We start from the raw sequence: 26,024 nt of genomic DNA, 5'->3' as shown, positions 1-26,024 counted from the left end.
GGTGACGATACCGGCGGTAACGCGTTACCGGTGACCGCCACCCCAGAGCGAATTCAGCCACAGCTGCTCGAGCACCCGCACCCGGCGCTCCACGTCATCGTCACGGCTGGTTACCAGCGGGTCGCCGGTCAAAACCAGCGACGTGGTGCCCGCCAGCGTGCGCACCAGGGTCGGGATGTCGTCGCTGATCGGGTCGGCGGTCCCGGCCGTCATCTCCGCCTCGACGACCGCGGTGATCTGGCGCAGCACCACCTCGAACTGCTGCTCGAGAATGTCGCGGATCTCCGCGTCGGTCGTGCGTGCGGCGTTGCAGGCTGTCAGCACCGGGTCGTTGTGCGCGTAGACGGCCGCGGCGCTGCGGACCATCCGCTTGGCGAACTGCTCTGGCGACTCCCCCGGCCCGCGCGGGGCAAAATACTGCGTCAGCTCTTCGAGCTCTTCGGCGGCCTCGGCCATGATCTGGGCGAGCACCGCGTACTTGGAGTCGAAGTAGAAGTAGAAGCCCGACCGCGCCACCCCGGCCCGCTGGCTGATCGTGCTGACCGACAGCTCGGCGAACGGTTTTTCCTCCAGCAGCTCGCGCACCGCCTGCATGATGGCCTGCCGGTGCTTGTCACCACGCCGGCGCGCCGGTTCGCCCGGCTCCGGATTGACGGCATGGCTGCTCACGCTCTCGACCATGCACCACGCCGCCGCAAAAGCAAACTTGACAGCCGTCAAGTTTGTCCCGAAGGATGGTTATCAGTGACCGCCGTCACCCGTCGCGTGCCGCAAAGGAGCGTTCATGCCCGCCACCATCAGCACCCCGCACTACCTGCTTGACCAGGCGCGGCGGCGGTTGACCCCGTCGATCAACAACTTCCCCGGCATGGGTCTGGTGGAGCGCAAGCTGCTCGAGACCGAGTTCCCGGAACACAAACTCGCCGACCCGCCGCCGGGCAGCGGGCTCAAGCCGGTCCTCGGCGACGCCGGACTGCCGTTCATCGGCCACATCATCGAGATGTTGCGCGGGGGACCGGACTACCTGATGTTCCTCTACCACACCAAGGGCCCCGTGGTGTTCGGGGATTCGCCGGTCCTGCCGGGCGTCGCGGCGCTGGGCCCGGACGCCGCGCAGGTCATCTACTCCAACCGCAACAAGGACTACTCGCAACAGGGCTGGGTCCCGGTGATCGGCCCGTTCTTTCACCGCGGCCTGATGCTGCTCGACTTCGAAGAGCACATGTTCCACCGGCGGATCATGCAGGAGGCCTTCGTCCGTTCCCGCCTGGTGTCCTACGTCGAACAGATGGACCAGGTCGTTTCGCAGGTGGTCGCCAACGACTGGGTCGTCAACGACGCGCGATTCCTTCTTTATCCGGCGATGAAGGAGCTGACCCTCGACATCGCCTCGATGGTATTCATGGGCCACGAGCCGGGCACCGACCGCGAGCTGGTGACCAAGGTGAACAAGGCGTTCGCGATCACCACCCGCGCCGGCAACGCGATCATCCGCACCAGCGTTCCCCCGTTCACCTGGTGGCGAGGCCTCAAGGCGCGCGAGTTGCTGGAGAACTACTTCCGCGCACGGGTCAAGGAACAGCGCGGCAAGAACGGCAATGACCTGCTGTCGGTGTTGTGCCAGACCGAGGACGAGGACGGCAACAAGTTTTCCGACGAGGACATCGTCAACCACATGATCTTCCTGATGATGGCCGCCCACGACACTTCGACGTCGACCGCGACGACGATGGCCTACCACCTGGCCGCCAACCCGGACTGGCAAGAGCGTTGCCGCGACGAATCCGACCGCCTCGGCGACGGGCCGCTGGACATCGACTCCCTGGAGAAGCTGGAGTCACTGGACCTGGTCATGAACGAGGCGATCCGGCTGGTGACGCCGGTGCAGTGGGCCATGCGGCAGACGGTGCGCGACACCGACCTGCTGGGCTACTACATCCCCAAGGGCACCAATGTCATCGCCTACCCCGGGATGAATCACCGGCTGCCCGAATTGTGGACGGACCCGCTGAAATTCGACCCCGACCGGTTCACCGAGCCGCGCAACGAACACAAGCGGCACCGCTACGCATTCACGCCATTCGGCGGCGGCGCGCACAAGTGCATCGGAATGGTGTTCGGGCAGTTGGAGATCAAGACGATCCTGCACCGCCTGCTGCGCAGGTATCAGCTCGAACTGCCCCGCCCGGGATACCACCCCGAGTGGGACTACGGCGGCATGCCGGTGCCCAAGGACGGCATGCCGATCCTGCTGCGCCCGCTCTAGTTATCTCGCGAGCCGGCGCAGCTAATCACCCGCCATCAGCCGGTTGGCGCAGGCGATCACCGCGCGCAGCGCCGACTGCGTCGGATCCTGCGACCAACCCAACGCCCACTCCGCGCGAATCCCGTTGCTGCCCTTGATAAAAGTGGCGGTGACGTCGCCCGACTGCAGCTGGTGAAACTTCAACATCTCCACGGTGATCCCGCGCTCGTGCAGCATCGTGGTGAGGGCGGCGACCGGACCGCTGGCCGCGGCGGTCGAGGCGCTGATGTGATCGCGGACGGCGATCATCGCCCGGAAGTTGCGCGGCTGCGGGCCGAGCCGCCCGGCGGGCCGCTCGGTGTCCGTGCACGCCCAGTGCCCGAGCCGCAGCGGGCCGGCGGTGTGACCGTAGGTGGCGACGAAGCCTTCCCAGGACATCGCGTCGGCCTCTTCGCGCAGGCCGCGAGGCAGCGCGGCACCGAAGTGGTCGGCGAACCATTCCGAATGCGGACGAGAAACAGGCTGAGAAAAAGGCATGGTGTCGGTCTTCCCTGATCAGCTGGAGCGACCGACGGCTGTAGCTTCCGACCCGCAGCGGGGGGTCGGTCTGGATCAGACCCCGCTGCGGGTGCTGGCTACGGCACGCTGAAGAAGACGCACGAGCGCGAGACTAGACGCCCCGAACCCGACTACGCAAATGAATTTTCCTCAGCGGAAGGGCATTCGGCCAAACCCCTTCCGCCGCAACGCAACCGCGCGGTCCGCTACCATCGCCGAACGTGAACTCGAAGTAAGCCGATCACCCGTTCGGGCCCGGCGACGGGTGAAACCGAAGGTAGGCCTGGATCGTCGTTCCGGATGACGTCGTGTGCGTGCGCACTAAGTCCGATATGGCATTGACCAGAAACAGGCCACGGCTGGCCGGGCCGTCCGGGCCCGGGTCCAGGCGTCCCACCAGCCGGTCGTCCAGCCGTCCGGTGTCGCGCGCCTCACAGACCAGGTGCTCGTCATCGCGCCAGAACGCCAGCCGGCACGCGCCTTCGGTATACATCAGGCTGTTGCTGGCCAGCTCGGTGGCGATCAATTGCAGGTCTTCGATGCCATCCCGGGACAGCCCCACCCAGCCGGCGTAGTCGACGGCGAAGGAACGTGCGGGGCGTAGGTCCGCCGACTTGCGGACCATGTAGGTGACGGCTCCCGGCTTGACGTGAAGCGGCCGGTTGCAGCGCTCGAGGACGTCGTCGGGCGCGTAGTCGGCGCTGCGGTGCAGCTCCCCGCATCTCCACAGCAGGGGATGGGTCGCGCGGGCATCGGCCAGCACGTCGTCGTTCAGCCGGCTCGCGTCGTAGAGGCACAACCCGGTGGCCTGGTACCCCTCGAGGGCCCCGTTGACCAGCGCCTCGTGCTCGATGCACGCGACGAACTCGTCGTCGCTGCGGCCGGGCCAGGCGAGTTGGCTCACGATCCGCACCCGTCGATCGGGGTGTTCGTCGGCGAAGGAGCCCTGGATCGCCATGAACCGGCTCGGGTTGCGGCCGACCTCCGCGATGTCGGCCAGCCGCAGCCCGGCCGGAAGGCCGCCGCCGGAGGCTTGGAACGCTTGGAACGCGTCCCGCAGCAAGGCCAGCTTGTCGTCGGGCAACGCGACGAGCACCGCCTCGTCCCTCGTCAAACCGTCGAGCACGAAGCGCACCACGACGTCCAAATACTCCCGCTGCGAGCGGTACAGGAGGGCGGAATGAACGAAACCCCGTTGCGCGGTTTTCGTCCCCCCCAAACCTCCTGTCATTCCGGCACTCTCGCTTTCGATCACTAGTGCCAACCCCCTGCTGGATCCGGCCATAAGACTTTTCCCATCCCCATACCCCCGAAGGCCCCTCCGTATACGCACGAACAGGTCACACCCGCGGGCAAAGCGGTCCCTAGAGCCACCAGGAGGCGGCGGCGTCCAGATGCCGGCGGAGGCGGTAGCGTGCGAGGCTGTCGTCGCCGACCTCCATCGCCTGCAGAATCCGCAGGTGAGCGTGCTCGACGGCCACGACATCGGCCCACGTGGGCGCCGGTTGCCCGGTGCTGGACCAGTTGCGGCGAAACAGCTCGACGATGATGCGAAGAAACAGTTCCAGCAGCGCGTTGCCGGCCAGTTGCGCCAAGCCGAAGTGGAACCGGAACTCCTCGGCGGCGGCCTGGCGTACATCGCCGGCGGTTCCTCGAGGGCTTCCGTCGAGCACCGACCGGTGGGCCGCCAGGAAGGCCGCCACCTCGGGTTCGGCGCGCTGCTTGACGACTTTGACGACGTTGTCGATCTCGATGGCATCGCGGACGCAGCGCAGGTCTTCGCGGGTCGGCTTGCGGTACTGCAGGTAGAGGGCGATGGTGTCGATGCTGGCCTGGGCCTGGGGCCTGGCGACGACCAGCCCGCCGCCGGGTCCGCGGCGCATCTGCGCGACCGAGTGATATTCGAGCAGCCGCACCGCTTCCCGGAACACCGCGCGGCTCACCCGGTAGCGCTCCAGCAGCGCGGTCTCCGTTCCGAACACCGAACCCACCCGCCAGCCGTCCGCGACGATCTCGTCACCGATGCTGGCCGCGAGATTTTCGGCGAGCTTGCCCCTGGGCGCCCCCGTGTTCGGCCGCCGTGGGCCGCGTGCCCGGCTTCCCCGGTGATGCTGCTGCAACCACGCGGTCACGGCTTCGACGTGGCGCTCGCTGAGCGTCTTGGCCCGCGCGGCGTCTCCGGCGGTCACGGCCGCGACGATTGCGGCGTGGGCGCTGTGCATCTGGTCGACCGCCTCGATGGCCTCCGTCGCCGAGTCGGCCCGCGACCGCAGGGCGTATCGCGTGGTGAGCCGCATCAAGATGTCGACGAACAGTTGCAGCACCGGGCTTTTGGATTGCTCGGCCAGCGCGATGTGGAACTCGTCGCGGGGCGCGGGTAAACCCGGCGGCCACTGCTCCTCCGCGCGCAACACCGCCCGCAGCCGGTCGATGCCGGCCTCGTCGATCCGCTCCGCCGCGAGGGACGCCGCCAGGGGCTCGAGCACCAGGCGCGCGTTGAGCAGGTCGCCCAGCGTGGTGCCCAGGTACTCGAGATAGATCACCACGGCGCGGGTCGCCGGACCCGCATCCGGCTCGCAAATCAGCAGCCCGCCGCCCGGTCCGCGGCGCATCCGAGCGACCTGGTGGTGCTCGACGAGGCGAACGGCTTCCCGCAGCACCGATCGACTCACGCCATAGCGTTGTTGCAGCTCCTGTTCGGAGCCCAGCGATTCCCCGACGGTCCAGCCGCGGCGAACGATGTCCGCCTCGATCTGGCGGGCCACCTTCGAGGCCAGCTTGTTCGCTCGGCCGGTATCCGGGTCAGAGCTCAATGATGCTCTCCCCCAAGCTATCTCAGCATGTCAGCAACATGCATCCGGCGACCGGGCCGCCGCCCACCGAGACCACGGCGACCTCCGGTCGTTGCGACACCTGGCGCTCGCCCCCTTCGCCGCGCAACTGCAGGCATCCTTCGTGCAGCGCCCAGTAGCCGTGCATGCGCCCGGCCGAGAGCTGGCCGCCGTAGGTGTTCAGCGGCAGTTCGCCGTCGCGGGCGATCCGCGTCCCGCCCTCGACGAACGGGCCGGCCTCGCCGTCGCCGCATATCCCCAGCGCTTCCAGCCAGGCGAGGGTCAGATACGTAAAACCGTCGTACAACTCGGCGAGGCCGAGGTCGGCCGGCGTCAGCTGGGTGCGCGACCACATCTGCGCCGCCGCATCCGACATGGCCATCTTCGGGTAGTCGTCGCGGTGGAACCAGCCACCGGCGCCGTCGGACCCGCCGATCGCCTCCACCGCCACCACGCGGTGCGGGCAGTCGCGACCATATTCCGCGTGGGAAACCACCACCGCGATTGAGCCGTCGATGGGGACGTCGCAGTCCAGCAGCCCGAACGGCGTCGACACCGGCCGCGCGCCCAGGTAGTCGGCCATTGTCATCGGGTCGCGGTACACCGCGAGGGGATTCAACGCGGCGTTGCGCCTGCCGTTGAGCGCCAACCAGCCCAGTTGTTCTTTGGTGGTCCCGTACAGCTCCATGTGGCGACGGCAGTTCAGCGCCAGCCAGTTGGCCGCCGAATAGGCGTGGGCCGCAACAAGATCCGTGACGTCGTCCATCGCGCCGACGGCCGGCTTGGGCTCCCCTTCGGGGGTGTCGAACATGCGGGCCAGCGCCGGCGCCGGGGCGTTCGCTTGCGGTTTGACCGGTACCGTGCCGCCGAGCATCTGTATCGTCCGGTAGACGACCACATGGCGGACGCGGCGCTCGGCGACCGCGCGGCACGCCGACATCACCGGACTCAGCAAGCCGCCGGTGCCGAATCCGGCTCCGCAGTCGGCAGCCTCGATCCCCAGTTGGGCGTTGACCTCCTGGGCCGGGGTGTCGCCCAGCGTCGCAATTCCGTCGATGTCACCCGCGCGCAGGCCGGCGTCGTCGATGGCGGCCCGCACCGCCTCCATGGTCAGTTCCACTCCGGGAATGCCGGTGCGACGGCCGATCCGCGAGATGCCGATGCCGGACAGAATCGCCTCTTTTTCGAAATACGCCATGCACACCACCCCGTCGACAATCCGCCACCCGCGCTCGAATTAATAGAGTGTACTGTATTGGTCGTGTCAGGCGCGCCGACGTCTCAGCTGCTCATCGAGCATTGCGAGGTGTGCGCGCGCTGGGTGCACCCCGCGACGGGTGAATGCCGCGACTGCGGCGGCCGGCTGGTGGCGCGGCCGGTGTCGGGGCGCGGCGCGGTGTTCACCTACACGGTCAACCACCACCCATACAACCCCGACATTCCGACCCCCTACGTGATCGCCATCGTCGAGCTCGTTGAGCAGAGCGGGCTGCGGGTGGCCGCCAATATTGTTGGCTGCGAACCGGATTCGGTGACTTGCGGAATGCCCGTACAGATCCAGCCGGAGAGGGGCAGCGCCGGCGCCCCGCAATTCGTCCCGGCCTGACGCCCCACGCGTCTGACGCCGCGGATGGCACGAGCGTGCGCAGCTGTACGCCACGACCGGCGTGCCGCGGTTCAAACACGCACGCTCGCGAAGCGGGAGCCGGGTGGCCGGCTAGTTGATCAGCGGGTCGCGCGGCATGCCGAGGATCCGCTCGGCGATCTGGTTGCGGGTCACCTCGGACGTGCCGCCGGCGATCGCCATGCCGCGCGCGCCCATGATCAGCCGGCCCGGCGCGGCGCCCGGCCCGTCGACCAGCGCGACCTCTGGCCCGGTCAGCGCCGCCATGATCGCGGCCCCCTCCACCATGTGCTCGGCCAGCTTCAGTTTGGTGACGTTGCCTTCCGGCCCCGGACCCGCGCCTTCGACGCTGCGGGCCACCCGGCGCAGGTTGAGCAGCCGCAGCGCGGTCTCATTGGCCAGGTAGGACCCCACCCGGATATCCGCGCCCGCCAACCGATCTGCGTGCTGGCGGGCCAGCTCTACCAGCGCGGTCGCCAGCCCCTCGTAGAACGACCCGCTGCCGCCGATGCTGACCCGCTCGTTGCCCAGCGTCGCGCGCGCGACCGTCCAGCCTGAGTTGGGCGCCCCGACGACGTCCTCGTCGGGGACGAACAGGTCGTTGAAGAACACCTCGTTGAAGTCCGAGCCGCCGGTCATCTGCCGCAGCGGCCGCACCTCGACCTCGGGCGCCTTCATGTCGACGATCACCGTGGTGATGCCGGCGTGCTTGGGCGCATCCGGATCGGTACGCACGGTGGCCAGGCCCCGCGCGCAGTAGTGGGCCCCGCTGGTCCAGACCTTTTGGCCGTTGATCTTCCAGCCGCCGTCGACCCTCGTGGCCCGGGTCTTGATGGACGCCGCATCCGACCCCGCGTCGGGTTCGGAGAACAGCTGGCACCAGATCTCATCCTTGCGCAACGCCTTCTCAACGAATCTTTCGATCTGCCAAGGGGTTCCGTGCTGGATCAGGGTCAGGATCACCCATCCCGTGATGCCGTAGTCCGGACGCTTGATGCCGGCCGCGCGGAATTCCTCCTCGATCACCAGCTGCTCCACCGCATCGGCGGCCAGACCCCATGGCTTGGGCCAGTGCGGCATCACGTAGCCGGTCGCGATCAGCCTGTCGCGTTGCGCCTGCTTGTCCAACGCGGCGATCTCCGCGGCGTCGGCGCGGATACGGGTGCGCAGCTCTTCGGCCTCCGGCGGCAGATCCACGCTGTTTTCCCGGACGGCGCCGGCCGCGATGCGCTCGAAGACATCCCGCGCCGGCGCGTCCCCGCCGAACAGCGCCGCGGTCACCAGCGCCCGGCGCAGATGCAGGTGTGCGTCGTGTTCCCAGGTGAAGCCGATGCCGCCGTGCACCTGAATGTTGAGTTCGGCATTGCGCGCGTAGGCCGGCAAGGCCAGCGCGGCCGCCGCGGCGGCGGCGAGACGGAACTGCCCCTCATCCTCGCCGGCAGCGCGCGAGGCGTCCCACACCGCCGCGGTCGCCGACTCGGCGGCCACCAGCATGTTCGCGCAATGATGCTTGACCGCCTGGAAAGTGGCGATAGTGCGACCGAACTGCTGGCGCACCTTGGCGTATGCGACGGCGGCGTCGACGCAGTCCAAGGCCCCGCCCACCGCCTCCGCGGCCAGCAGCGTCCGGGCGCGGGCCAGGGCCGATTCCCGGGCGCCCGGCATCACGTCGTCGGGCGTAACGCTCACGTTGTCCAGCCGGACCCGTCCGGAGCGCCGGGTCGGGTCGAAGTTCTCGGGCACCTCCACCGAGACGCCCTCGCGGCCGCGCTCCACCACCAGCACGTCGTCTCCGGCCGAGATCAGCAGCAGCTCGGCCAGCCCGGCGCCCAGCACGATCCCCGCCTCGCCGTCGCCGATACCATCGGAGACCGCCACCCGGCTGTCCAGACCGATTCCGGCAGTGACGGTTCCATCGATCAGCCCAGGCAAGAGCCGCGACTTCTGTTCGGCGGTCCCGTCTTTGGCGATCATCGCCGACGCGATCACGGTGGGCAGGAACGGTCCCTGCGCCACCGCCCGGCCGAGCTCCTCGATCACCACCACGAGCTCGGGCAAGCCGTAGCCCGAGCCGCCGTGCTCTTCGTCGATGTGCAGGCCCAGCCAGCCCAGCTCCGCCAGGCTCTGCCAGAAGGGGGGCCGGGATTCGTCGGTTGCGTCGAGCAGCGATCGCGCCGCCCAGCGCGCCTTTTGCGCGGTCAGGAACGCGCGGGCCACGTCGGCGAGTTCGCGATGGTCGTCGGTCAGTGCGATACCCATGGGGCACTCCTCCTCGGCTTGGCGGTGCCGACCCGCGGCGCCAGCGCCGCGCTTGCGATCGCTACCCGGCCCGCCCGTCGCGGGGCTGACGCCTGCCCCGCTCCGAGGGGGAGCGGGGCGGCTGCCTAAAGAGGATACTGTATTGCCGAGGCCATAGGACCCGGGGGCGTCTACTTGGGGGCGAACCGCTGGCCGGCGTCCAGCCGCAGGCACTGGCCGTTGAGCATCGGGATTTCCACGATGGCCGCCACCAGCTTGGCGTACTCCTCGGGCCGGCCCAGCCGTTTCGGGAACGCCGCGTCCTTGGTCAGCGCCGTCGCGAATTCGTCCGGAATGCCCTTGGTCAGCCCCGTGGCGAACAGGCTCGGCGCGATCGCCAGCACCCGGATGCCCACCGAACCTAGGTCGCGCGCCATCGTCAGGCACATCCCCGCGACGCCCGCTTTGGCGGCGGTGTAGGCGATCTGCCCGATCTGGCCCTCGAACGCCGCGATCGAGGCGGTGTTGATGATGACGCCGCGCTCCTCGTCCTCGGGCTCGTTCTTGGCCATGTGCGCGGCGGCCAGCCGGCTGATGTTGAAGGTGGCGATGAGGTTGAGGTCGACGACCGACTGGAAGGACTCGAGGTCATGGGGGCCCGACTTGGTCAGCGTGCGCTTGGCGATCCCGCCGCCGGCGGTCGTCACCGTGACGTGCAGGCCACCCAGCTTGTCGACGGCGGTCTGCAACGTCTCCTCGGTTCCCTGGAAGTCGGTAACGTCGACGGGATAGAACGCACCGCCGATCCCTTCGGCGACGGTCTTGCCGTCGGAACCCTCGCGGTCGAAGATCGCGACCTCCGCGCCGCGCTCGGCCAGCAACTCCGCGGAGGCGCGACCCATCCCCGACGCGCCACCGATGACGATGACCTTCTTTCCGTTGATCTCCATCCGGACCTCCTTCTTAAGGCTTGTCAGAATTCATGAAATTTGTAACGTTAAGTAGGCACGCTAGCGTGTCCGCCCCCGAGGCTTGTCGGCGAGCCATGCCAAGCTGAGCAAGTGCTCCTTCTGGACGTGGCAAGCACATCGCTTAATGTCGGCGGCACGTCGTCGCGCCTGACCAAGGTCGCCCACATCGCCGACCTCCTGCGCCGCGCCTCCACAGAATTGCCGGCCGACCCCGATGCGGTCGCGACCATCGTGTCGTGGCTCTCCGGCGAGCTGCGCCAGCGCCAGATCGGCGTGGGCTGGGCGTCGGTGCGCTCGCGCCCGCCGCCGGCGGCCCATCCGACGCTTACCGTCGCCGGCGTGGACGCCACCTTCTCCGAGATCGGCGCGGTGTCCGGCAAAGGCTCACAGGCCAGGCGCGCCGAGCTCGTCGCGGGATTGTTCGCCGCCGCCACCGAAACCGAGCAGGCCTTCCTGGTGCGGTTGCTCGGCGGCGAGCTGCGGCAGGGCGCGCTGGCCGGAATCATGGCCGACGCGGTGGCCAAGGCCGCCGGAATCCCGGCCGCCGCGGTGCAACGCGCTGCGATGCTGGGCGGGGACCTGCCGGCGGTCGCGGCGGCGGGCCTGTCCGGCGGACCCGCGGCGCTGGACGCGTTCACCCTGCGGGTGGGCCGGCCGGTCAGCCCGATGCTGGCCCAGACCGCCACCGGGGTGGCCGACGCGCTCGAACGCCACTGCGGCACAGCCATTTTCGAGGCGAAGCTGGACGGCGCCCGGGTGCAGATCCACCGGGCCGGCGACGAGGTGACGATATACACCCGAAGCCTCGACGACGTCACCGCACGGCTGCCCGAGGTGGTGGACGCGACGCTGGCGCTCCCGGTGCGCGACCTGATCGCCGACGGTGAGGCGATCGCGCTGCGGCCCGACAACCGGCCGCACCGCTTCCAGGTCACCGCCTCGCGGTTCGGCCGATCCGTCGACGTCGCGGCGGCCCTTGCCGCACAGCGGCTTTCGGTGTTCTTCTTCGACATCCTGCATTACGACGGCGCGGACCTGCTGGACGCACCGACCACCGAGCGGCTGGCCGCCCTGGACGCGCTGGTGCCGCCGGCGCAACGGGTCGACCGGCTGACGACCTCGGACCCCGCGCAGGCCGCCGACTTCCTGAACGCCACCCTGGCCGCCGGGCATGAAGGGGTGATGGCCAAGGCGCCGGACGCGGTATACCTCGCGGGCCGCCGCGGGGCGGGCTGGCTGAAGGTCAAGCCGGTACACACGCTGGACCTGGTGGTGCTCGCCGTCGAGTGGGGGTCGGGGCGCCGACGCGGCAAACTGTCCAATATCCACCTGGGCGCGCGCGATCCGGCCACCGGCGAATTCGTCATGGTCGGAAAGACTTTCAAGGGCATGACCGATGCCATGCTGGACTGGCAGACCGCACGGTTCACCGAACTCGCGGTCGGCGCGACGGACGGTTATGTCGTGCGGCTGCGCCCCGAGCAGGTCGTCGAGGTGGCCCTCGACGGCGTGCAGAAGTCGTCGCGCTATCCCGGCGGACTGGCGCTGCGGTTTGCCCGGGTGGTGCGCTACCGCGACGACAAGAGCCCCGCCGAGGCCGACACCATCGACGCGGTGCGGGCGCTGTATTAAAAACACGCGTTGTCAACGTTGCGCGCGTAGGGTTTTTCGCCGTGGCTATCAAAGAGCACGACAGAGACGTCAGCTTCATCCACACCGACGCCGAGCTGCCCCCCGTCGCGATCGTCGACCGCTCCCCCATCACCACCCGCCATAAAATCGTCTTCGCCGCGATCGCCGTCGTCGGCGCAGTCGCCTGGGCGATCATCGCGTTCGCCCGCGGCGAGACGGTGAACGCGGTGTGGTTCGTGATCGCGGCGATCTGCACCTACATCATCGGGTTCCGGTTCTACGCCCGATTGATCGAAATGAAGATCGTTCGCCCACGCGACGACCACGCCACCCCCGCCGAGGTGCTCGACGACGGCACCGACTACGTCCCGACCGACCGGCGGGTGGTGTTCGGCCATCACTTCGCCGCCATCGCCGGGGCCGGCCCGCTCGTCGGCCCGGTGCTGGCCACCCAGATGGGTTACCTGCCCTGCAGCATCTGGATCATCATCGGTGCGGTATTCGGCGGCGCCGTGCAGGACTACCTAGTCCTGTGGATCTCTACCCGCCGACGGGGCCGCTCCCTGGGCCAGATGGCCCGCGACGAGCTCGGCGCCACCGGCGGCGCCGCCGCCCTGTTAGGGGTCCTGGTCATCATGGTGATCCTGATCGCGGTGCTGGCGCTGATCGTGGTGAAGGCGCTGGCCCAAAGCCCTTGGGGTGTGTTCTCGATCGCCATGACCATCCCTATCGCCCTGTTCATGGGGTTTTACCTGCGGTTCCTGCGCCCCGGCCGCGTGTCGGAAGTGTCGGCGATCGGCTTCGTGCTGCTCCTGGTCGCCGTGGCGTCGGGCAATTGGGTTGCCGAAACATCTTGGGGTGCAACGTGGTTCACGCTGTCACCGGTCGCACTGAGTTGGTGCCTGATCATTTATGGCCTCGCCGCGTCGGTGCTGCCGGTGTGGTTGCTGCTTGCGCCCCGCGATTACCTGTCCACGTTCATGAAGGTCGGCGCCGTCGGGCTGATCGCGGTCGGCATCTGCATCGCGCGACCGCTGATGCAGGCGCCCGCCGTCTCGCACTTCGCCACCAGGGGTGACGGTCCGGTGTTCGCCGGCTCGCTGTTCCCCTTCCTGTTCATCACCATCGCCTGCGGCGCGCTGTCCGGCTTTCACGCGCTGATCTCCTCCGGGACGACGCCGAAGCTGCTGGAGAAGGAAGGCCAGATGCGGCTCATCGGCTACGGCGGCATGCTCACCGAGTCGTTCGTCGCCGTCATGGCGCTGATCACGGCGTCGATCATCAACCAGCACCTGTACTTCACCCTCAACGCGCCGGCCGCCCAGACCGGCGGCACCGCGGCCACCGCCGCGGACTACGTCAACAAGCTCGGCCTGTCCGGCGCGCCCGTGACCGCCGACCAGATCAGCCAGGCCGCCAGTAGCGTCGGTGAGAAGTCGATCGTGTCGCGTACCGGCGGAGCACCGACGCTGGCCTGGGGAATGTCGGAGGTGCTGCAGCGCGTGTTCGGCGGCGCCGGCCTCAGGTCCTTCTGGTACCACTTCGCGATCATGTTCGAGGCGCTGTTCATCCTGACCACCGTCGACGCGGGCACCAGGGTCGCGCGTTTCATGCTTTCCGACATGCTCGGCAACCTGGGTGGTCCGCTGTCGAAGCTGCAAAACCCGAGCTGGCGCCCCGGAGTGTGGGTATGCAGCCTGGCCGTCGTCGCCGCGTGGGGCAGCACCCTGCTGATGGGCGTGACCGATCCGCTGGGCGGGATCAACACGCTGTTCCCCCTGTTCGGCATCGCCAACCAGTTGCTCGCGGCGATCGCGCTGACCGTCATCACGGTGGTGGTCATCAAGAAGGGCCTGCTGAAGTGGGCGTGGATCCCGGGAGCGCCGTTGCTGTGGGATCTGGCGGTCACGCTGACGGCATCGTGGCAGAAGATCTTCTCCGGCGACCCCGCGGTCGGTTATTGGACCCAGCACTCCCAATACCTGGCGGCCAAAAATGCGGGCAAGACCGCGTTCGGTTCGGCGAAGAACGCCCATCAGATGAGCGAGGTCATCAGGAATACCTTCATCCAGGGCACCCTGTCGATCCTGTTCGCACTGGTCGTCGTCATCGTGCTGATCGTCGGAATTGTCGTGTCGCTCAGGGTAATTCGCGGCAACGGCAGGCCGTTGACGGAGGAAGAGCCGGTCCCGTCGAAACGGTTCGCGCCGTCGGGCCTGATTCCCACCGCCGCCGAACGCCAGGTGCAGCGACAGTGGGACGCGCCCGACAAGGTCGTGTCGAAGGCGCCCGCGCCGTCCTAAAATTGCGCGATGAGAGTCGGTATCGACTTCGGCACCACCCACACCGTCGTTGCCGCCGTCGACAGGGGCAACTATCCGGTCGTCTCCTTCGACGGGGTTGATACGTGGCCCTCGCTCATCGCGGCCAACGGCGAAGGAGAGTTGCGCTTCGGTCCGGACGCGGCGGCCGTGCGCCACCAGCCCGGGTGGTCCGTGCTGCGATCGTTCAAGCGCCTGCTCACCGAGGCCGGCCCGCAGACCGAGGTAACACTGGCGGGCCGCAATCACCGGCTGAGCGACCTGCTCACCGGCTTTCTGGCTCAGCTGAAACGCGACCTGCAGCGCGGTTCCAACGCCACCCTTGCGCCGGGCGAGACCGTCGAGGCCGCGATCAGCGTGCCGGCCAACGCCACCAGCGCCCAGCGCCTGCTGACGCTGGATGCCTTCGTGGCGGCCGGTTTCCACGTTGTCGCACTGCTGAACGAGCCCTCGGCCGCCAGCCTCGAATACGCCCACCGCTACCGCTCCACCATCACCGCCAAACGCGAATACGTCCTCATCTACGACCTCGGCGGGGGCACGTTCGACGCGTCGCTGCTGAAGATGACCGGACACGAGAACGAGGTCGTCGTCAGCGAGGGCATCCAGCGGCTCGGCGGTGACGACTTCGACGAGGCGATCGTGGACCTCGTGCTGGCCCGGCTGAGCCTGCCCGGGGCGGACCCGGCCACGCGCGAGGTGCTGCGCGAGGAATGCGCCGCCCGCAAGGAGGCCGTCGGGCCGCAGACGCGCCGTTTCCTGGTCGATCTCGCCGGGGTCGGCGAGACCGACCGGCCCCCGTTCTCCTGCCCCATCGACGACGTCTATTCCGTGTGCGCGCCGCTGGTCGACAAGACGATGTCGCTGCTGCAGCGCGTCCTGCACGACCCGACCGGAGGCCGCGAGGACGTGGCGTGGTCGGAGGTGGCGGGCATCTACGTGGTGGGCGGGGCCGGGGGCTTCCCGTTGGTGTCCCGGATGCTGCGCACCGCCTTCGGCGAGAAGCGCGTGAAGCGCTCGCCGCACCCGTTCGCGGCGACGGCCATCGGCCTGGCGGTCTTCCTGGACAAGGAGGCGGGTTTCGAGTTGTCCGAACGCTTTTCGCGGCACTTCGGGGTCTTCCGGGAGGCGCACGCAGGCACTGACGTGGTCTTCGACCCGATCGTGCCCAAGGACGCCTCGCTGCCCGGCGATGGGCGCACGCCGCTGGTGATCAAGCGGACCTACCGGGCGGCGCACAACATCGGACACTTCAGGTTCGTGGAATGCAGCCGCCTCGTCAACGGCCGTCCCGACGGGGACGTGACGCCGTACGATCCGGTCCTGTTTCCGTTCGATCCGGACCTGCGCGACCGCGACGACCTCGGGCGCCAGCCGGTCGGTCGGTGGAGCGACGGCCCGGACGTCGAGGAGCGCTACGTCGTCGCCCCAGGTGGCGCCGTGGAGGTGACGCTGACGACGCAGCCGGCCGGCTTCAAGCGCACCTTCCGACTGGAGCGCTGCGCCGCAGGTTTATGAGTCCGCACCCCACCGGGAATACCTGGGGTCATGACAGAGATTGATTTGGAAGCCCTGTCCACTCCCGAACACGGCTACACGATCAACGACGAGGACGACGATGAGCCGGTCCTGCTGGATCGGGACGGCAATCCGGTGGACACGTGGCGCGAGCGATATCCGTACGACCACCGGATGCCGCGTGACGAATACGAACGGCTGAAGCGCAGGCTGCAGATCGAGCTGCTGAAGCTGCAAAATCACGCCAAACGCACCGGGCGCCGGCATGTGATCGTGTTCGAGGGGCGTGACGCCGCCGGCAAGGGCGGCACGATCCAGCGGTTCATGGAGCACCTCAATCCCCGCAGCGCGAAGGTGGTGGCGCTGGAGAAGCCGAGCGAACGCGAACGAACGCAGTGGTATTTCCAGCGCTACATCGCCCACCTGCCGGCCGGCGGTGAGATCGTGTTGTTCGACCGCTCGTGGTACAACCGCGCCGGCGTGGAGAAGGTGATGGGATTCTGCACGCCCGAGCAGTACGACGAATTCATGGACCAGGCGCCGCTCTTCGAACATTTGCTGGTGGCCAACGGGATAGACCTGACCAAGTTCTGGTTTTCGGTGTCACCCGCCGAGCAGCGCACCCGGTTCGCCGTCCGGCTGGTCGACCCGGTGCGGCAGTGGAAGTTTTCGCCAATGGACATGGAGTCGGTGAACCGGTGGGATGACTACACCGCGGCCAAGGAGGCGATGTTCGCGGCGACCGACACCGACGTCGCGCCGTGGATCGTGGTCAGGAGCAACGACAAGAAGCGGGCCCGGATCAACGCCATGCGTTACGTTCTCGCCAAATCCGACTATGACGACAAGGACCACGAGCTAGTGGGCGAGCCGGATCCGCAGATCGTGGGCCGGGCGCTGACCGACTGAGACGCACACCCGACTGGAAGGAAACATTCCCATGTCCACCTGGCTCATCACCGGCTGCTCGACCGGGCTCGGTCGCGCGCTGGCCGAAGCCGTGCTCGGTGCCGGCCACAATGCCGTCGTGACCGCGCGCGACGTCGCGAAGGTCGCCGACCTCGCGGAGGGCGCGCCGGAGCGCGCGCTCGCGGTCGCCCTCGACGTCACCCAGCCGGCGCAGGTCACCTCGGCGGCGCGGCAGGCCGCCGAGCGGTTCGGCGGAGTCGACGTGCTGGTCAACAACGCCGGCTACGGCTATCGCGCCGCCGTCGAAGAGGGCGACGACGCAGACGTCCGGGAGCTGTTCGAGACGCACTTCTTCGGCACGGTCGCGATGATCAAGGCCGTCCTGCCGGGGATGCGTGCCCGCCGCAGCGGCGCGATCGTGAACATCTCCTCGATCGGGGCAACCGTGACCCCGGTGGGATCCGGCTACTACTCGGCGGCCAAGGCCGCCATCGAGGGGATGAGCGGGTCGTTGCGGGGTGAGCTTGCGCCGCTGGGCATCTCGGTGACGGTCGTGGAGCCCGGCGCGTTCCGTACCGACTTCGCCGGTCGCTCGCTCGCGCAGTCGGCCACCGTCATCGACGACTACGCGAGCACCGCCGGGCAGCGCCGCAAGGAAAACGACACCATGCACGGCACCCAGGCCGGCGACCCCGCCAAGGCGGCCGCCGCGATCATCGCGGCCGTCGAATCGAGCGAGCCACCCGGCTTCCTGCTGCTGGGTCCCGACGCCCTGGCGCTCTACCGCTACGTCGCGGAACAGCGCGCCAACGAGATCGCGAAATGGGAAGAGGTCACCAGCGCCACCAACTTCGACTGAGCCTCAGCCGCGCAGCGCGGGCAGCACCTCACGTTCCCACGTCGCGAAGAACCCGTCCATGTCGGGGCCGATCTGCTGCACGTAGACCTCGTCGATGCCGGCGTCGAGGTGCTTGCGCACCTGCGCGGCGTGCTTGTCGGGATCGGGGCCGCACGCGACGCTCTCGGCGACCTTGTCCGGCGGCACCAGCGACATCAGGGCTGCGAAGTCCTTCGGCCGCGGCAGTATCTGCGCGGTCTGCCCGGGCAGCGCCTCGTTGCCCCACAGGCGATGCGCCGCCTTCAGCGCGGCGTCGGGATCCTGGTCCCAGCTGACCTTGGTTCCCGCCTGGACGGGCTTGTCGCCCCCGCCGGATTCCCGAAACGCCTTGACCAACTCCGCGTCGGGCATCGCCAGCGCGTACCCGTCGCCGATGCGCCCGGCGAGCTCGGCGCCCTGCGGACCGAACCCGGAGACGTAGATCGGCACCGGACGCTCGGGTCGCGTGTAGATGCGCGCCTCCTGCACCTCGTAGTGCTTGCCGTGGTGGCTCACCTCGTCGCCGCGGTGCAGCAGCCGGATCACCTCCACCGCCTCCTCGAGCATCTCCTGGCGCACGCCGACGGACGGCCAGGCGTCGCCGAGGATGTGTTCGTTGAGCGCCTCGCCGCTGCCCACCCCGAGCACGAAGCGGCCGTCGAGCTGCACGGCCGCGGTGGCCGACGCGTGCGCGATGATCGCCGGATGGGTCCGCACCGTCGGGCAGGTGACGGCGGTGCTGACCGGCAGCGACGTGACCTCCGACAGCGCCCCGATCACGCCCCACACGAACGGGCTCTGGCCCTGCTCGTCATTCCAGGGATGAAAGTGGTCGGAGATCCACAGCGCGTCGAACCCAGCCGCCTCCGCACGCTTAGCCTGGTCGATCAGTTCCTTGGGGCCGAATTGCTCACAGGACAAGAAGTATCCGATCTTCGTCATGGCGGCGGGCTACCCGCTGCGCGGCGGCTCACGCACGGGCCTAGCAGTGAGTCACGTCGGTCATGCCCGGCCACGCCGTGGGGAGGACCACCCTTTTTGTCCGCCTCACCGCGACAACTCCGGGATAGGCGACGTGCGCCGTGGCGAGAACGGCTTCGCAGTGCAGGAGAAGATTATTCTCCTGAGCCGAGAGACCATTTACGATCGGTGGGTGCCACACACGCTGGAGCACGACCGGCCGCGCGACGGCGTCGTCGTCGTGCGGCTGAACCGCCCCGAGCGGCTCAACGCCATCAACGCCGTCATGCAAACCGAATTGGGCGAGGCGCTGGGCGATTTGGCGTCCGACCAGTCGGTACGGGCCGTCGTACTCACCGGCGCCGGCCGCGGCTTTTGCGCCGGAATCGACATGCGCGACTTCGGACCCGACGTGCCGGAGGCCACCGCGCCGGCGCAGGACCGGATGCGCTTCCAGGAGAAGATGGCCGGCTTGGCCGAAGCTGTCCGTCAATTGCCCCAGCCGGTCATCGCCGCGGTCAACGGCCCGTGCGTCGGCGCGGGGTTCGCATTGTGTCTGGCCTCCGACATCCGAATCTGTTCAGCGGCAGCATCCTTCGGCAACGCGGCCATCCTGCTCGGCCTGTCGGGCGCCGAAATGGGCATCAGCTACCACCTGCCGCGCATCGTGGGCACCAGTGTCGCGGCCGACTGGATGCTGACCGGACGCACGGTATCGGCCGCCGAAGCCGACAAGCGCGGGCTGGTCAGCGAGATCGTCGACCCCGGCCGGCTGGCCGACCGGGCCGTGGAGCTGGCCTCGCTCATCGCCGACCTGGCCCCGCTGGGCGTGCAACTGACGAAGCGCGCGCTGCAGGTCAATACCGACGCGGCCTGCCTCTCCTCGGCGCTGGAACTGGAGAACCGCAACCAGGTCATCTCGCACGCGACCGACGAAGCGGCCGCACGCCGAAAAAAGTGGCAGTAACGCAACCGAGAGGGACGACAGATGTCGTGGGACTTCTCCACCGACCCGCAGTGGGCCCAACAGCTGGAATGGGTTGACGAATTTGTGCGCAGCGAGTGCGAGCCAATCGACCTGATCGTCAAGGAGTCTCACGATCTGGGTGATCCGGTGCGGCAGGCCCTGATCCCGCCGCTGCAAACAATCGTCAAGCAGCGCGGGCTGTGGGCCACCCACCTCGGACCACACCTGGGCGGGCCAGGCTACGGCCAGGTCAAACTGGCGCTGCTCAACGAGATCCTGGGCCGTTCGGAGTGCGCGCCGATCGTCTTCGGTTCACAGGCCCCCGATTCCGGTAACAGTGAGATCCTGGCCCATTACGGAACCCCCGAGCTCAAAGCGCGCTACCTCGAGCCGCTGCTGGACAACCGCATCGTGTCCTGCTTCTCGATGACCGAGCCGCAGGGCGGCGCAGACCCGAAGGTCTTCCGCACCACCGCGGTCACCGACGGCGATCATTGGATCATCAACGGGGAGAAGTGGTTTTCGTCCTTCGCCTCGATGGCGTCATTCATCATCGTGATGGCGATGACCGATCCCGACGCGCCGCCGTACCAGCGGTATTCGATGTTCGTGGTGCCGGGCGACACCCCGGGCATCAACGTGATGCGCGACGTCGGGTTGGGGTATCAGCCACCCGGCGGCGGACGGGAAGGTTATGTCCGTTACGAGGACGTGCGGGTGGCCGCCGACCACATGCTCGGCCCGCGCGGCGGGGCGTTCGCCGTCGCCCAAACCCGCCTGGGAGGCGGGCGCATTCACCATGCGATGCGCACGGTGGGGTTGGTCCGCCGCATCTTCGACATGATCTGTGAGCGGGCGGTGTCGCGCTACACCCAGGGCGAGGCGCTGGCCAACAAGCAACTGGTCCAGGAGATGGTCGCCGACTCATGGATGGAGATCGAAGCCTTCCGGCTGCTGACCGTGCAAACCGCTTGGAAGATCGACCAATTCAACGATTACAAGGCGGTGCGGGCCGACATCTCGGCGGTCAAGGCGATGATGCAGAAGGTGCTGCACGACGTGTCGGCGCGGGCGCTTCAGCTACACGGGTCGTTGGGCACCACTCACGAGATGCCGTTCGTGCAGTACCTGGTGGAGTCGTTCGTCCTGGGACTCGCCGACGGTCCCACCGAGGTGCACAAGGTGACGCTGGCGCGGCTGTTGCTGAAAGACCGGGAGCCGGCACCCGATTTGTTCCCCTCGGAGCACCTGCTGCGGTTGCGTGCGGCCGCCGAGGCGAAGTTTGCGGACAGGCTCGCCGGAATCCCGCGCGGCTAGACCGCTTTGGTGACGCCGACGTAAGACAGCACCACGTCGGATTGGTCGGTCACCCGCGTCAGCACCGCATAGGAGCGGATGAACGACTGTCCCACGCATCCATCGATCTTCACGTGGAAATTGCTGACCATGACCCAGGGGTTCGGACCCCTGAATTCCTTCTTGACGACCGGCACCACAATCACCAAGCCGGGCTTGAGCCCCACGTTGAGCACGCCAGCGATCGGAGCAACAACCAACGGCAGAATATCCCCCGGCACACCGGTCACCGGTCCCGTCACGCCGGGAGTAACGCCGGCGGTGCCCCCGATCGTGACGCCATCGGACGTGCTCATGTCGATGCCGCAGCCGATCTCGTAGCCCACCTCGAGGATGCCTCTAGGCAGCTCCGGCCCGATGAGTGACCCGACAAACGTCCCGCTCGCGAGGTATTCGCGCGAGGAGACGGCGGTGGTCAACGGCGCCACGGGAACCTGCGCCTCGTCCTTGGCGCCCAGCCCCAGGGTCCAACCGTCGGGAGTGTTCAGCGTCACCGGAGGATTCGACGGCAACGCCCCTTCGACCGGTGGCGCTGCCACCGCACCGGCGGGTTCGGCGTCGGGGTCGGCGCTTGTCGATGGCGCCGTCGTCACCGCCATGAGCAGGCAAACCGCGACGACCGCAGCGTGGCGAACGACCACGGTTATCGGCCTCACGCGCGCCACCGTAGGCACGATGCGATTCGACTTGTGGAATTTGCTGGCCAACCGACCACAGTTGTTGTGCGTTCGTAACTGTTGTGCGATGTGGATTTGCCACTGGCGGTTGACTCTGGGATGGCCAATAATTTCAGGACAGACGGACGAAGGGAGCGGCGGTGACACTTCGTGCGGTCGCTCGCGGACTGCTGGCCGGTTCCATCAGCCTCGCGGCTTTCGCCGGCGGCGCCGGCACAGCCCAAGCGCAACCGGATACTGCCCCGCCTCCCGCTCCCCCAATCGAGCAACTGCTGACGCAGACTCTATTCACTCAGTCGCCATCGCTGTTTTCGAATCCGGCCGATCGCGGCCGTCCATCGGAAGCGAACTGGGATGGCGTCGGCATGTATTGCCAAAACCTGTATGTCAAATGCGGTTGAACCGCGGCTAATCCAGCATTGATGCGGCGCGCCCCAGCAACCTCGGTAGGCTGGGCGCCATGGCCTCCAGTTCGTCTCGCGGACAACGCCTTCGGCGGTTGTGCTTGACGATGAGCGACCAAGTCGCCGCCGACTTGAAGCATGCCAACGCACGGAACCAGCCCAAGTCGGTGATCTCGCAACCCAGTTCGCTTTGGTAAATCTCGGCGAGCTCGTCGGTCGGCGGCGCGATGCCCGCCGAGGCCGGAACACGTTGGTACGTATCCGGATCGCAGTTGATCAGAAACCACCCGACGTCAATGCGAGGGTCACCGATCGACCAGATCTCCCAATCGATCACCGCCTCGATGCGGGCGCCGACGGCCAGCAGGTTGCCCAACCGGAAGTCACCGTGGACCACGCTAGGCGCCATGGCCTTTGGCGCCCGCCGCAGCAACGCGTCGCGCACCTTTTGCCAGCCGGGTACCAGCGCCGCGTCGACGGTTCGCAGCGTCTCGCCCCACCGCCGCACCTCCGTGGCCGGGCCCACGACCGGTTCACCGCTCAGGCCAAGCTGAGCCGGCGACAGGCAGTGCAAGGCCGCCAGCACCCGGCACGCATTCCGATAGCGCTCGAGCAGATCACCGGTCGGGGTGCCGCCGTCGAAAAGCGGCTCCTCGCAGTCGCCTTCGACATGGGACATCACCAACAGCGGCGGGCTTCCCGCGTCCTCCCACAGCACAGCCGGAACCGGAACATCGGTCGCGGCAAGCGCTTTGATGATGCGGCCCTGACGCAGCACGTCACGGTGGCCGACCGGCTCGACGCCGGGCGGGGCGACCTTGACCACCACCGGGCGGCCGCTCTGCTCGCCGCGGAAGGTAAGGCTGGACGCGCCGCCGGCCAGCGGGGTGAGGTTGGTGACGTGGGCGTCGGCGAGCCGCCGCCGCAGCTCGTCGGGGTCTAGTTCGACCATTCTCATCCAGTCAGCGGGCCGCTTCTCGGCCAGCCGACCTCGGCCAGGAAGGGCTGGGTGTGTGCGATGCGTCCGGTCATGGTCTTCGGATCGCCCGTGCACAACCGGAAGGCGGTCTCGGTGATCAGTTCGATGTCCTCGGTGTCGGTCTTGGCCAGGTCCAGGGTGCCGGCCCCCGGGGTCGCCACCGGGTTGGACGGAGCGGCGGCGTTGACGGCGATGCCATCGTCGTAAAGCTCGGCGGCGAGGCTTCTCGTCAGCCGGTTGAGCGCGGCCTTGACCGTTCCGTAAATGCCGAAGCCCGCGGTCCGGTCGAATTCGGAGAACGGCGGGCCGGGCGGCAGGTCGCCGCCCACCGATGTCACGTTAAGGATCCAGCCCCGCCCGCGGTCGCGCATCGCCGGAATCGCCAACTGGCACAGGTGCAGCGGGCCCAGCACGTGCATCTCCATCATCAGCCGGGCCCGGCGTTCGGGGAAGCCGTCGAGGCTCCGCAAGAAGGTGACCGCGGCGTTGTTGACCAGGATGTCGGGCGCGCCGACGGCGTCGACCACCTCAGCGAAAAGCCTTGCGCGCTCCTCGGATTGCGACAGATCCGCCTGAACCGCGACGGCCCGACCGCCGGCCGCCAGGATCTCATCGCGGGTCTGGCTCAGCGATCCCTGGTATTTGGGATCGGGTTCCATCGTGCGGGCGGTCAACGCCACCGTGGCGCCGCGAGCGGCAAGGCGCGCCGCGATGGCCCTGCCGAGCCCTCGGCTGCTTCCGGTGACCAGGGCCACCATGCCGTCACACCGTTGGTCGCCGGTCATCGTCGACCTCCTCGGACCGCATCGTGGAAACGCCTTCTCCAAGGCAGAGAATGTCATTATCGGCGGACGAATGGAAGTCCCGGCACCGGGCGTCGGGCCATGGCCTAAATGGTGGGCACTATGGCCTTTTGGCCACTCCCCGCGGCGCCACGGCCGCCCTAACGTGGTGCCATGCAGTCAGTCCTCGACCTCCCGCGCACCGCCGCCGCCCAAGCCGCGATCCAGTTGGCACAGTCCTCCGAGTCGCCGTCGGTGTTCCACCACAGCGTGCGCAGTTATTTCTTCGGTGAGTTGCTCGCAGCCCACGAGGGCATCCGGCCCGGCGCGGAATATGACGGTGAGGCCTTGTGTTTGGCCTGCGTGCTGCACGATCTCGGCGTTGGCGCCGCGGCTCCCGGCAGGGCGCGGTTCGAGGTGGAGGGTGCCGACCTGGCGGCGGCCCTGCTGACCGAGCACGGCTACGACCGCGCGGTGGTCGACGGCGTGTGGGAGGCCATCGCCCTACACACCTCGGCCGGGATCGCGGATCGGCGTGGGGCACTCTGCTACCTGACCCGGTCGGGCATCGGTATGGATTTCGGCCGCAACGCCGGCTTCATCGACGAGCAGACCGCCGCGGCCATCCATGCCCGCTACCCGCGGCTATCCATGGCGAGGACGCTGGTCGATGCGATCGCCGCGCACGCTCGGCGCAGCGCCGAGGCGGCGCCGCCCTATTCGGTGCCCGGAGAGGTGCTGCGCGAAAGGCAGGACGACGGCGTCACCCGATTGGAAGTCATGGCGTCACACGGCCGGTGGGGCGACTGAGGCGCAAAGCATCGAGCGAATAGCTACCTCCGCCCGTAAAGACCAGCAGGAAGAAGGCGAAGCAGAAGAGGATCGCCAGGCTGCCGCCGTTGCCCGCCGGAGGATCCCCGACCGGCCAAAGCGCGTGGGGCTGATGCATCCAGAAGTAGGCGACCGCCATGTTTCCGGAGGCGATGAACGCCGCGGCGCGGGTGAACAACCCCGTGGCGATCAAGAGTCCCGCGACGAATTCGATCAAGCCGGCGTACCAGGCGGGCCACGCACCGACCTCGACCGGCACCGCGGAAGGAACGGGCCAACCGAAGAGGATCGTCGAGCCATACGCGGCGAAGAGCAGGCCGTACACCAACCGAAAGAGACTCAGAACGGCCGGCGCATACCTGGACAGTTTCGAGTTGAGGTTTCGCGTCACGATCCCCTACGTTACGGTCGCGACCCAATCGAGCAGCCGGCGCCACAACCGGTGCCGGCTCGACGCCATGTTGTGGCAGTGTGCGCTGCCGGGCAGCACGACGGTGGTGATGTCGGGGCTGCTGCAATACACGGCGGCCTCGGCCCGCGGATCCGGTGATACGTCGACGACGCCGTAGCCGAGAAACACCGGAACGTCGATCCGCGCGGCGTGCTCAGCCACAACGCCGGGGATCAGCGCGGTGCCAAAGACGCGCGGTACGACCGACTTTGCCGTGACGCAGTCGGCCGCAACGACATCGGCGGGGACGTCGGCGAGGTGGAACCAGCTCTGTAAATACTCGCGCGGGCCCTCGGCATACGGTTCGGGAAGGGCGGCAGGTATCTGCTGGGCAAGCTCGGCGCGGCCCTGCGGGCTTCCAGCCCGGGCGATGAATGCCGCATCCAGATTCAGCGGCGCGACATGATGATTGGTACACCCGAGAGCAGCCAGCCCGGCATAGCTGGAAAACAGCGATTGCTGGGTGATCGCCAGGTAGGCACCCAGCGAATGCGCTACGGCCACGGCGGGTGCCTGTTCGCCGGTCACGGCCGGCATCTCGGATACGGCGCGCGCGAGGGCGGCCGCGATATCCGCAAAATCGAAATCGCCCGCAGGTTTTGAGCTTTCGCCGGTGCCGAGCGGATCGATGGTCACGACACCGTAGCCGTTCTCGGCGGCGAAGTCGGCGAAGCTGTAGCCGCGCTGTCCCGGAATCCTGAGGTCCCAGTACTCACGGCTATAAGTGCCGCCCGGCAAGCAGACGAGCACGGCGCCGTCGGTAGCGCCGCCGCGCGCCGGATAATAGGACGCTGCCAGGGATGCAGGCTCCCCGACCACGTCGCTGACATCGAAGCGCAGCGGTCGCCCGGGGATCGTCATAAGAAGATCAGGTTTCCAGGTAACCACTCGAT

General features: G+C 68.0%; 23 protein-coding genes. 10 read left to right on the top strand and 13 right to left on the bottom strand.

Annotated elements, in window-relative coordinates:
* Window positions 1-24: 24 nt before the first annotated feature.
* The gene (locus tag A5764_RS09545; protein WP_067112319.1) at window positions 25-669 is read right to left on the bottom strand and encodes a TetR/AcrR family transcriptional regulator; all 645 of its coding nucleotides are present in this window, start codon (window positions 667-669) and stop codon (window positions 25-27) included.
* Between the two features lie 115 nt (window positions 670-784).
* On the opposite strand from A5764_RS09545, the gene A5764_RS09540 reads away from it, so the two are divergent.
* Window positions 785-2,266, top strand: coding sequence for a cytochrome P450 (locus A5764_RS09540; protein WP_067112139.1), 1,482 nt, complete (start codon window positions 785-787; stop codon window positions 2,264-2,266).
* Window positions 2,267-2,287: 21 nt separating this feature from the next.
* Here the strand turns inward: A5764_RS09540 and A5764_RS09535 are convergent, their stop codons facing one another.
* From A5764_RS09535 to A5764_RS09520, 4 genes are all read right to left on the bottom strand, one after another.
* A complete protein-coding gene (locus A5764_RS09535; RefSeq protein WP_067112136.1) occupies window positions 2,288-2,782 on the bottom strand; it encodes a homocitrate synthase in 495 nt (164 codons plus the stop codon).
* Between the two features lie 262 nt (window positions 2,783-3,044).
* On the bottom strand, window positions 3,045-4,058 hold the full coding sequence (locus A5764_RS09530; protein WP_156664593.1) for a sensor histidine kinase: 1,014 nt from the start codon (window positions 4,056-4,058) through the stop codon (window positions 3,045-3,047).
* Window positions 4,059-4,167: 109 nt separating this feature from the next.
* The gene (locus tag A5764_RS09525; protein ID WP_067112130.1) at window positions 4,168-5,616 is read right to left on the bottom strand and encodes a FadR/GntR family transcriptional regulator; all 1,449 of its coding nucleotides are present in this window, start codon (window positions 5,614-5,616) and stop codon (window positions 4,168-4,170) included.
* 22 nt (window positions 5,617-5,638) lie between these two features.
* A complete protein-coding gene (locus tag A5764_RS09520) occupies window positions 5,639-6,832 on the bottom strand; it encodes a thiolase family protein (protein WP_067112316.1) in 1,194 nt (397 codons plus the stop codon).
* 63 nt (window positions 6,833-6,895) lie between these two features.
* On the opposite strand from A5764_RS09520, the gene A5764_RS09515 reads away from it, so the two are divergent.
* Complete coding sequence (locus A5764_RS09515; RefSeq protein ID WP_156664592.1) at window positions 6,896-7,240, top strand: Zn-ribbon domain-containing OB-fold protein; 345 nt, start codon at window positions 6,896-6,898, stop codon at window positions 7,238-7,240.
* A gap of 111 nt (window positions 7,241-7,351) precedes the next feature.
* Here A5764_RS09515 and A5764_RS09510 read toward each other — a convergent pair whose 3' ends face one another.
* On the bottom strand, window positions 7,352-9,517 hold the full coding sequence (locus A5764_RS09510) for an acyl-CoA dehydrogenase (RefSeq protein WP_067112124.1): 2,166 nt from the start codon (window positions 9,515-9,517) through the stop codon (window positions 7,352-7,354).
* A 170-nt stretch (window positions 9,518-9,687) separates the two neighbouring features.
* Window positions 9,688-10,446, bottom strand: coding sequence for an SDR family NAD(P)-dependent oxidoreductase (locus A5764_RS09505; RefSeq protein ID WP_067112121.1), 759 nt, complete (start codon window positions 10,444-10,446; stop codon window positions 9,688-9,690).
* A gap of 111 nt (window positions 10,447-10,557) precedes the next feature.
* Here A5764_RS09505 and A5764_RS09500 point away from each other — a divergent pair, with 111 nt between their 5' ends.
* From A5764_RS09500 to A5764_RS09480, 5 genes are read left to right on the top strand one after another with little or no spacing between them, the layout of a single operon-like run.
* Window positions 10,558-12,099, top strand: coding sequence for an ATP-dependent DNA ligase (locus tag A5764_RS09500; RefSeq protein WP_067112118.1), 1,542 nt, complete (start codon window positions 10,558-10,560; stop codon window positions 12,097-12,099).
* 41 nt (window positions 12,100-12,140) lie between these two features.
* On the top strand, window positions 12,141-14,402 hold the full coding sequence (locus tag A5764_RS09495; protein ID WP_067112115.1) for a carbon starvation CstA family protein: 2,262 nt from the start codon (window positions 12,141-12,143) through the stop codon (window positions 14,400-14,402).
* A 9-nt stretch (window positions 14,403-14,411) separates the two neighbouring features.
* The gene (locus A5764_RS09490; protein ID WP_067112113.1) at window positions 14,412-15,938 is read left to right on the top strand and encodes an Hsp70 family protein; all 1,527 of its coding nucleotides are present in this window, start codon (window positions 14,412-14,414) and stop codon (window positions 15,936-15,938) included.
* Between the two features lie 30 nt (window positions 15,939-15,968).
* Window positions 15,969-16,847, top strand: a complete 879-nt coding sequence (ppk2, locus tag A5764_RS09485; RefSeq protein ID WP_067112110.1) for a polyphosphate kinase 2 — start codon at window positions 15,969-15,971, stop codon at window positions 16,845-16,847.
* Between the two features lie 31 nt (window positions 16,848-16,878).
* Entirely contained in the window at window positions 16,879-17,706 is an 828-nt protein-coding gene (locus A5764_RS09480) for an oxidoreductase (RefSeq protein WP_067112106.1), read from the top strand.
* Between the two features lie 3 nt (window positions 17,707-17,709).
* Here A5764_RS09480 and A5764_RS09475 read toward each other — a convergent pair whose 3' ends face one another.
* Window positions 17,710-18,666 (bottom strand): LLM class F420-dependent oxidoreductase, encoded by a 957-nt coding sequence (locus A5764_RS09475; protein WP_067112103.1) that lies wholly within the window; start codon window positions 18,664-18,666, stop codon window positions 17,710-17,712.
* 211 nt (window positions 18,667-18,877) lie between these two features.
* Between A5764_RS09475 and A5764_RS09470 the strand changes: the two genes are divergently transcribed.
* Together A5764_RS09470 and A5764_RS09465 are read left to right on the top strand one after the other, a co-directional pair.
* Complete coding sequence (locus tag A5764_RS09470; protein WP_067112314.1) at window positions 18,878-19,651, top strand: enoyl-CoA hydratase/isomerase family protein; 774 nt, start codon at window positions 18,878-18,880, stop codon at window positions 19,649-19,651.
* A gap of 21 nt (window positions 19,652-19,672) precedes the next feature.
* The gene (locus A5764_RS09465) at window positions 19,673-20,968 is read left to right on the top strand and encodes an acyl-CoA dehydrogenase family protein (protein ID WP_067112100.1); all 1,296 of its coding nucleotides are present in this window, start codon (window positions 19,673-19,675) and stop codon (window positions 20,966-20,968) included.
* Here A5764_RS09465 and A5764_RS09460 read toward each other — a convergent pair.
* From A5764_RS09460 to A5764_RS09450, 3 genes are all read right to left on the bottom strand, one after another.
* The gene (locus tag A5764_RS09460) at window positions 20,965-21,648 is read right to left on the bottom strand and encodes an MspA family porin (RefSeq protein WP_197501273.1); all 684 of its coding nucleotides are present in this window, start codon (window positions 21,646-21,648) and stop codon (window positions 20,965-20,967) included. The genes A5764_RS09465 and A5764_RS09460 overlap by 4 nt on opposite strands.
* 444 nt (window positions 21,649-22,092) lie before the next feature.
* Window positions 22,093-23,046: a phosphotransferase family protein gene (locus A5764_RS09455; RefSeq protein WP_197501264.1), complete on the bottom strand. Its 954-nt coding sequence runs from the start codon at window positions 23,044-23,046 to the stop codon at window positions 22,093-22,095.
* Window positions 23,043-23,852: an SDR family NAD(P)-dependent oxidoreductase gene (locus tag A5764_RS09450; protein WP_067112094.1), complete on the bottom strand. Its 810-nt coding sequence runs from the start codon at window positions 23,850-23,852 to the stop codon at window positions 23,043-23,045. The genes A5764_RS09455 and A5764_RS09450 overlap by 4 nt, the downstream gene beginning before the upstream one ends.
* A 171-nt stretch (window positions 23,853-24,023) precedes the next feature.
* Between A5764_RS09450 and A5764_RS09445 the strand changes: the two genes are divergently transcribed.
* Window positions 24,024-24,659, top strand: coding sequence for an HD domain-containing protein (locus A5764_RS09445; protein ID WP_067112091.1), 636 nt, complete (start codon window positions 24,024-24,026; stop codon window positions 24,657-24,659).
* Here A5764_RS09445 and A5764_RS09440 read toward each other — a convergent pair.
* Complete coding sequence (locus A5764_RS09440) at window positions 24,628-25,071, bottom strand: DoxX family protein (protein WP_067112088.1); 444 nt, start codon at window positions 25,069-25,071, stop codon at window positions 24,628-24,630. The two genes, A5764_RS09445 and A5764_RS09440, sit on opposite strands and share 32 nt — an antisense overlap.
* A gap of 6 nt (window positions 25,072-25,077) precedes the next feature.
* Complete coding sequence (locus tag A5764_RS09435) at window positions 25,078-25,992, bottom strand: alpha/beta hydrolase (RefSeq protein WP_067112086.1); 915 nt, start codon at window positions 25,990-25,992, stop codon at window positions 25,078-25,080.
* Between the last annotated feature and the right edge of the window lie 32 nt (window positions 25,993-26,024).

The organism is Mycobacterium sp. 852002-51057_SCH5723018 (assembly GCF_001667035.1).
In the GTDB taxonomy this organism is placed as follows: domain Bacteria; phylum Actinomycetota; class Actinomycetes; order Mycobacteriales; family Mycobacteriaceae; genus Mycobacterium.
This window is presented reverse-complemented; position numbering and strand designations above follow the sequence as displayed.

What these genes read in the sequence shown, in the direction of transcription:
- A5764_RS09540 (WP_067112139.1), top strand. Translation starts at nt 785, where the DNA reads ATGCCCGCCACCATCAGCACCCCGCACTACCTGCTTGACCAGGCGCGG.
- A5764_RS09535 (WP_067112136.1), bottom strand. Translation starts at nt 2,782, where the DNA reads ATGCCTTTTTCTCAGCCTGTTTCTCGTCCGCATTCGGAATGGTTCGCC.
- A5764_RS09520 (WP_067112316.1), bottom strand. Translation starts at nt 6,832, where the DNA reads ATGGCGTATTTCGAAAAAGAGGCGATTCTGTCCGGCATCGGCATCTCG.
- A5764_RS09510 (WP_067112124.1), bottom strand. Translation starts at nt 9,517, where the DNA reads ATGGGTATCGCACTGACCGACGACCATCGCGAACTCGCCGACGTGGCC.
- A5764_RS09505 (WP_067112121.1), bottom strand. Translation starts at nt 10,446, where the DNA reads ATGGAGATCAACGGAAAGAAGGTCATCGTCATCGGTGGCGCGTCGGGG.
- A5764_RS09490 (WP_067112113.1), top strand. Translation starts at nt 14,412, where the DNA reads ATGAGAGTCGGTATCGACTTCGGCACCACCCACACCGTCGTTGCCGCC.
- ppk2 (WP_067112110.1), top strand. Translation starts at nt 15,969, where the DNA reads ATGACAGAGATTGATTTGGAAGCCCTGTCCACTCCCGAACACGGCTAC.
- A5764_RS09480 (WP_067112106.1), top strand. Translation starts at nt 16,879, where the DNA reads ATGTCCACCTGGCTCATCACCGGCTGCTCGACCGGGCTCGGTCGCGCG.
- A5764_RS09475 (WP_067112103.1), bottom strand. Translation starts at nt 18,666, where the DNA reads ATGACGAAGATCGGATACTTCTTGTCCTGTGAGCAATTCGGCCCCAAG.
- A5764_RS09465 (WP_067112100.1), top strand. Translation starts at nt 19,673, where the DNA reads ATGTCGTGGGACTTCTCCACCGACCCGCAGTGGGCCCAACAGCTGGAA.
- A5764_RS09455 (WP_197501264.1), bottom strand. Translation starts at nt 23,046, where the DNA reads ATGAGAATGGTCGAACTAGACCCCGACGAGCTGCGGCGGCGGCTCGCC.
- A5764_RS09450 (WP_067112094.1), bottom strand. Translation starts at nt 23,852, where the DNA reads ATGACCGGCGACCAACGGTGTGACGGCATGGTGGCCCTGGTCACCGGA.
- A5764_RS09445 (WP_067112091.1), top strand. Translation starts at nt 24,024, where the DNA reads ATGCAGTCAGTCCTCGACCTCCCGCGCACCGCCGCCGCCCAAGCCGCG.
- A5764_RS09435 (WP_067112086.1), bottom strand. Translation starts at nt 25,992, where the DNA reads ATGACGATCCCCGGGCGACCGCTGCGCTTCGATGTCAGCGACGTGGTC.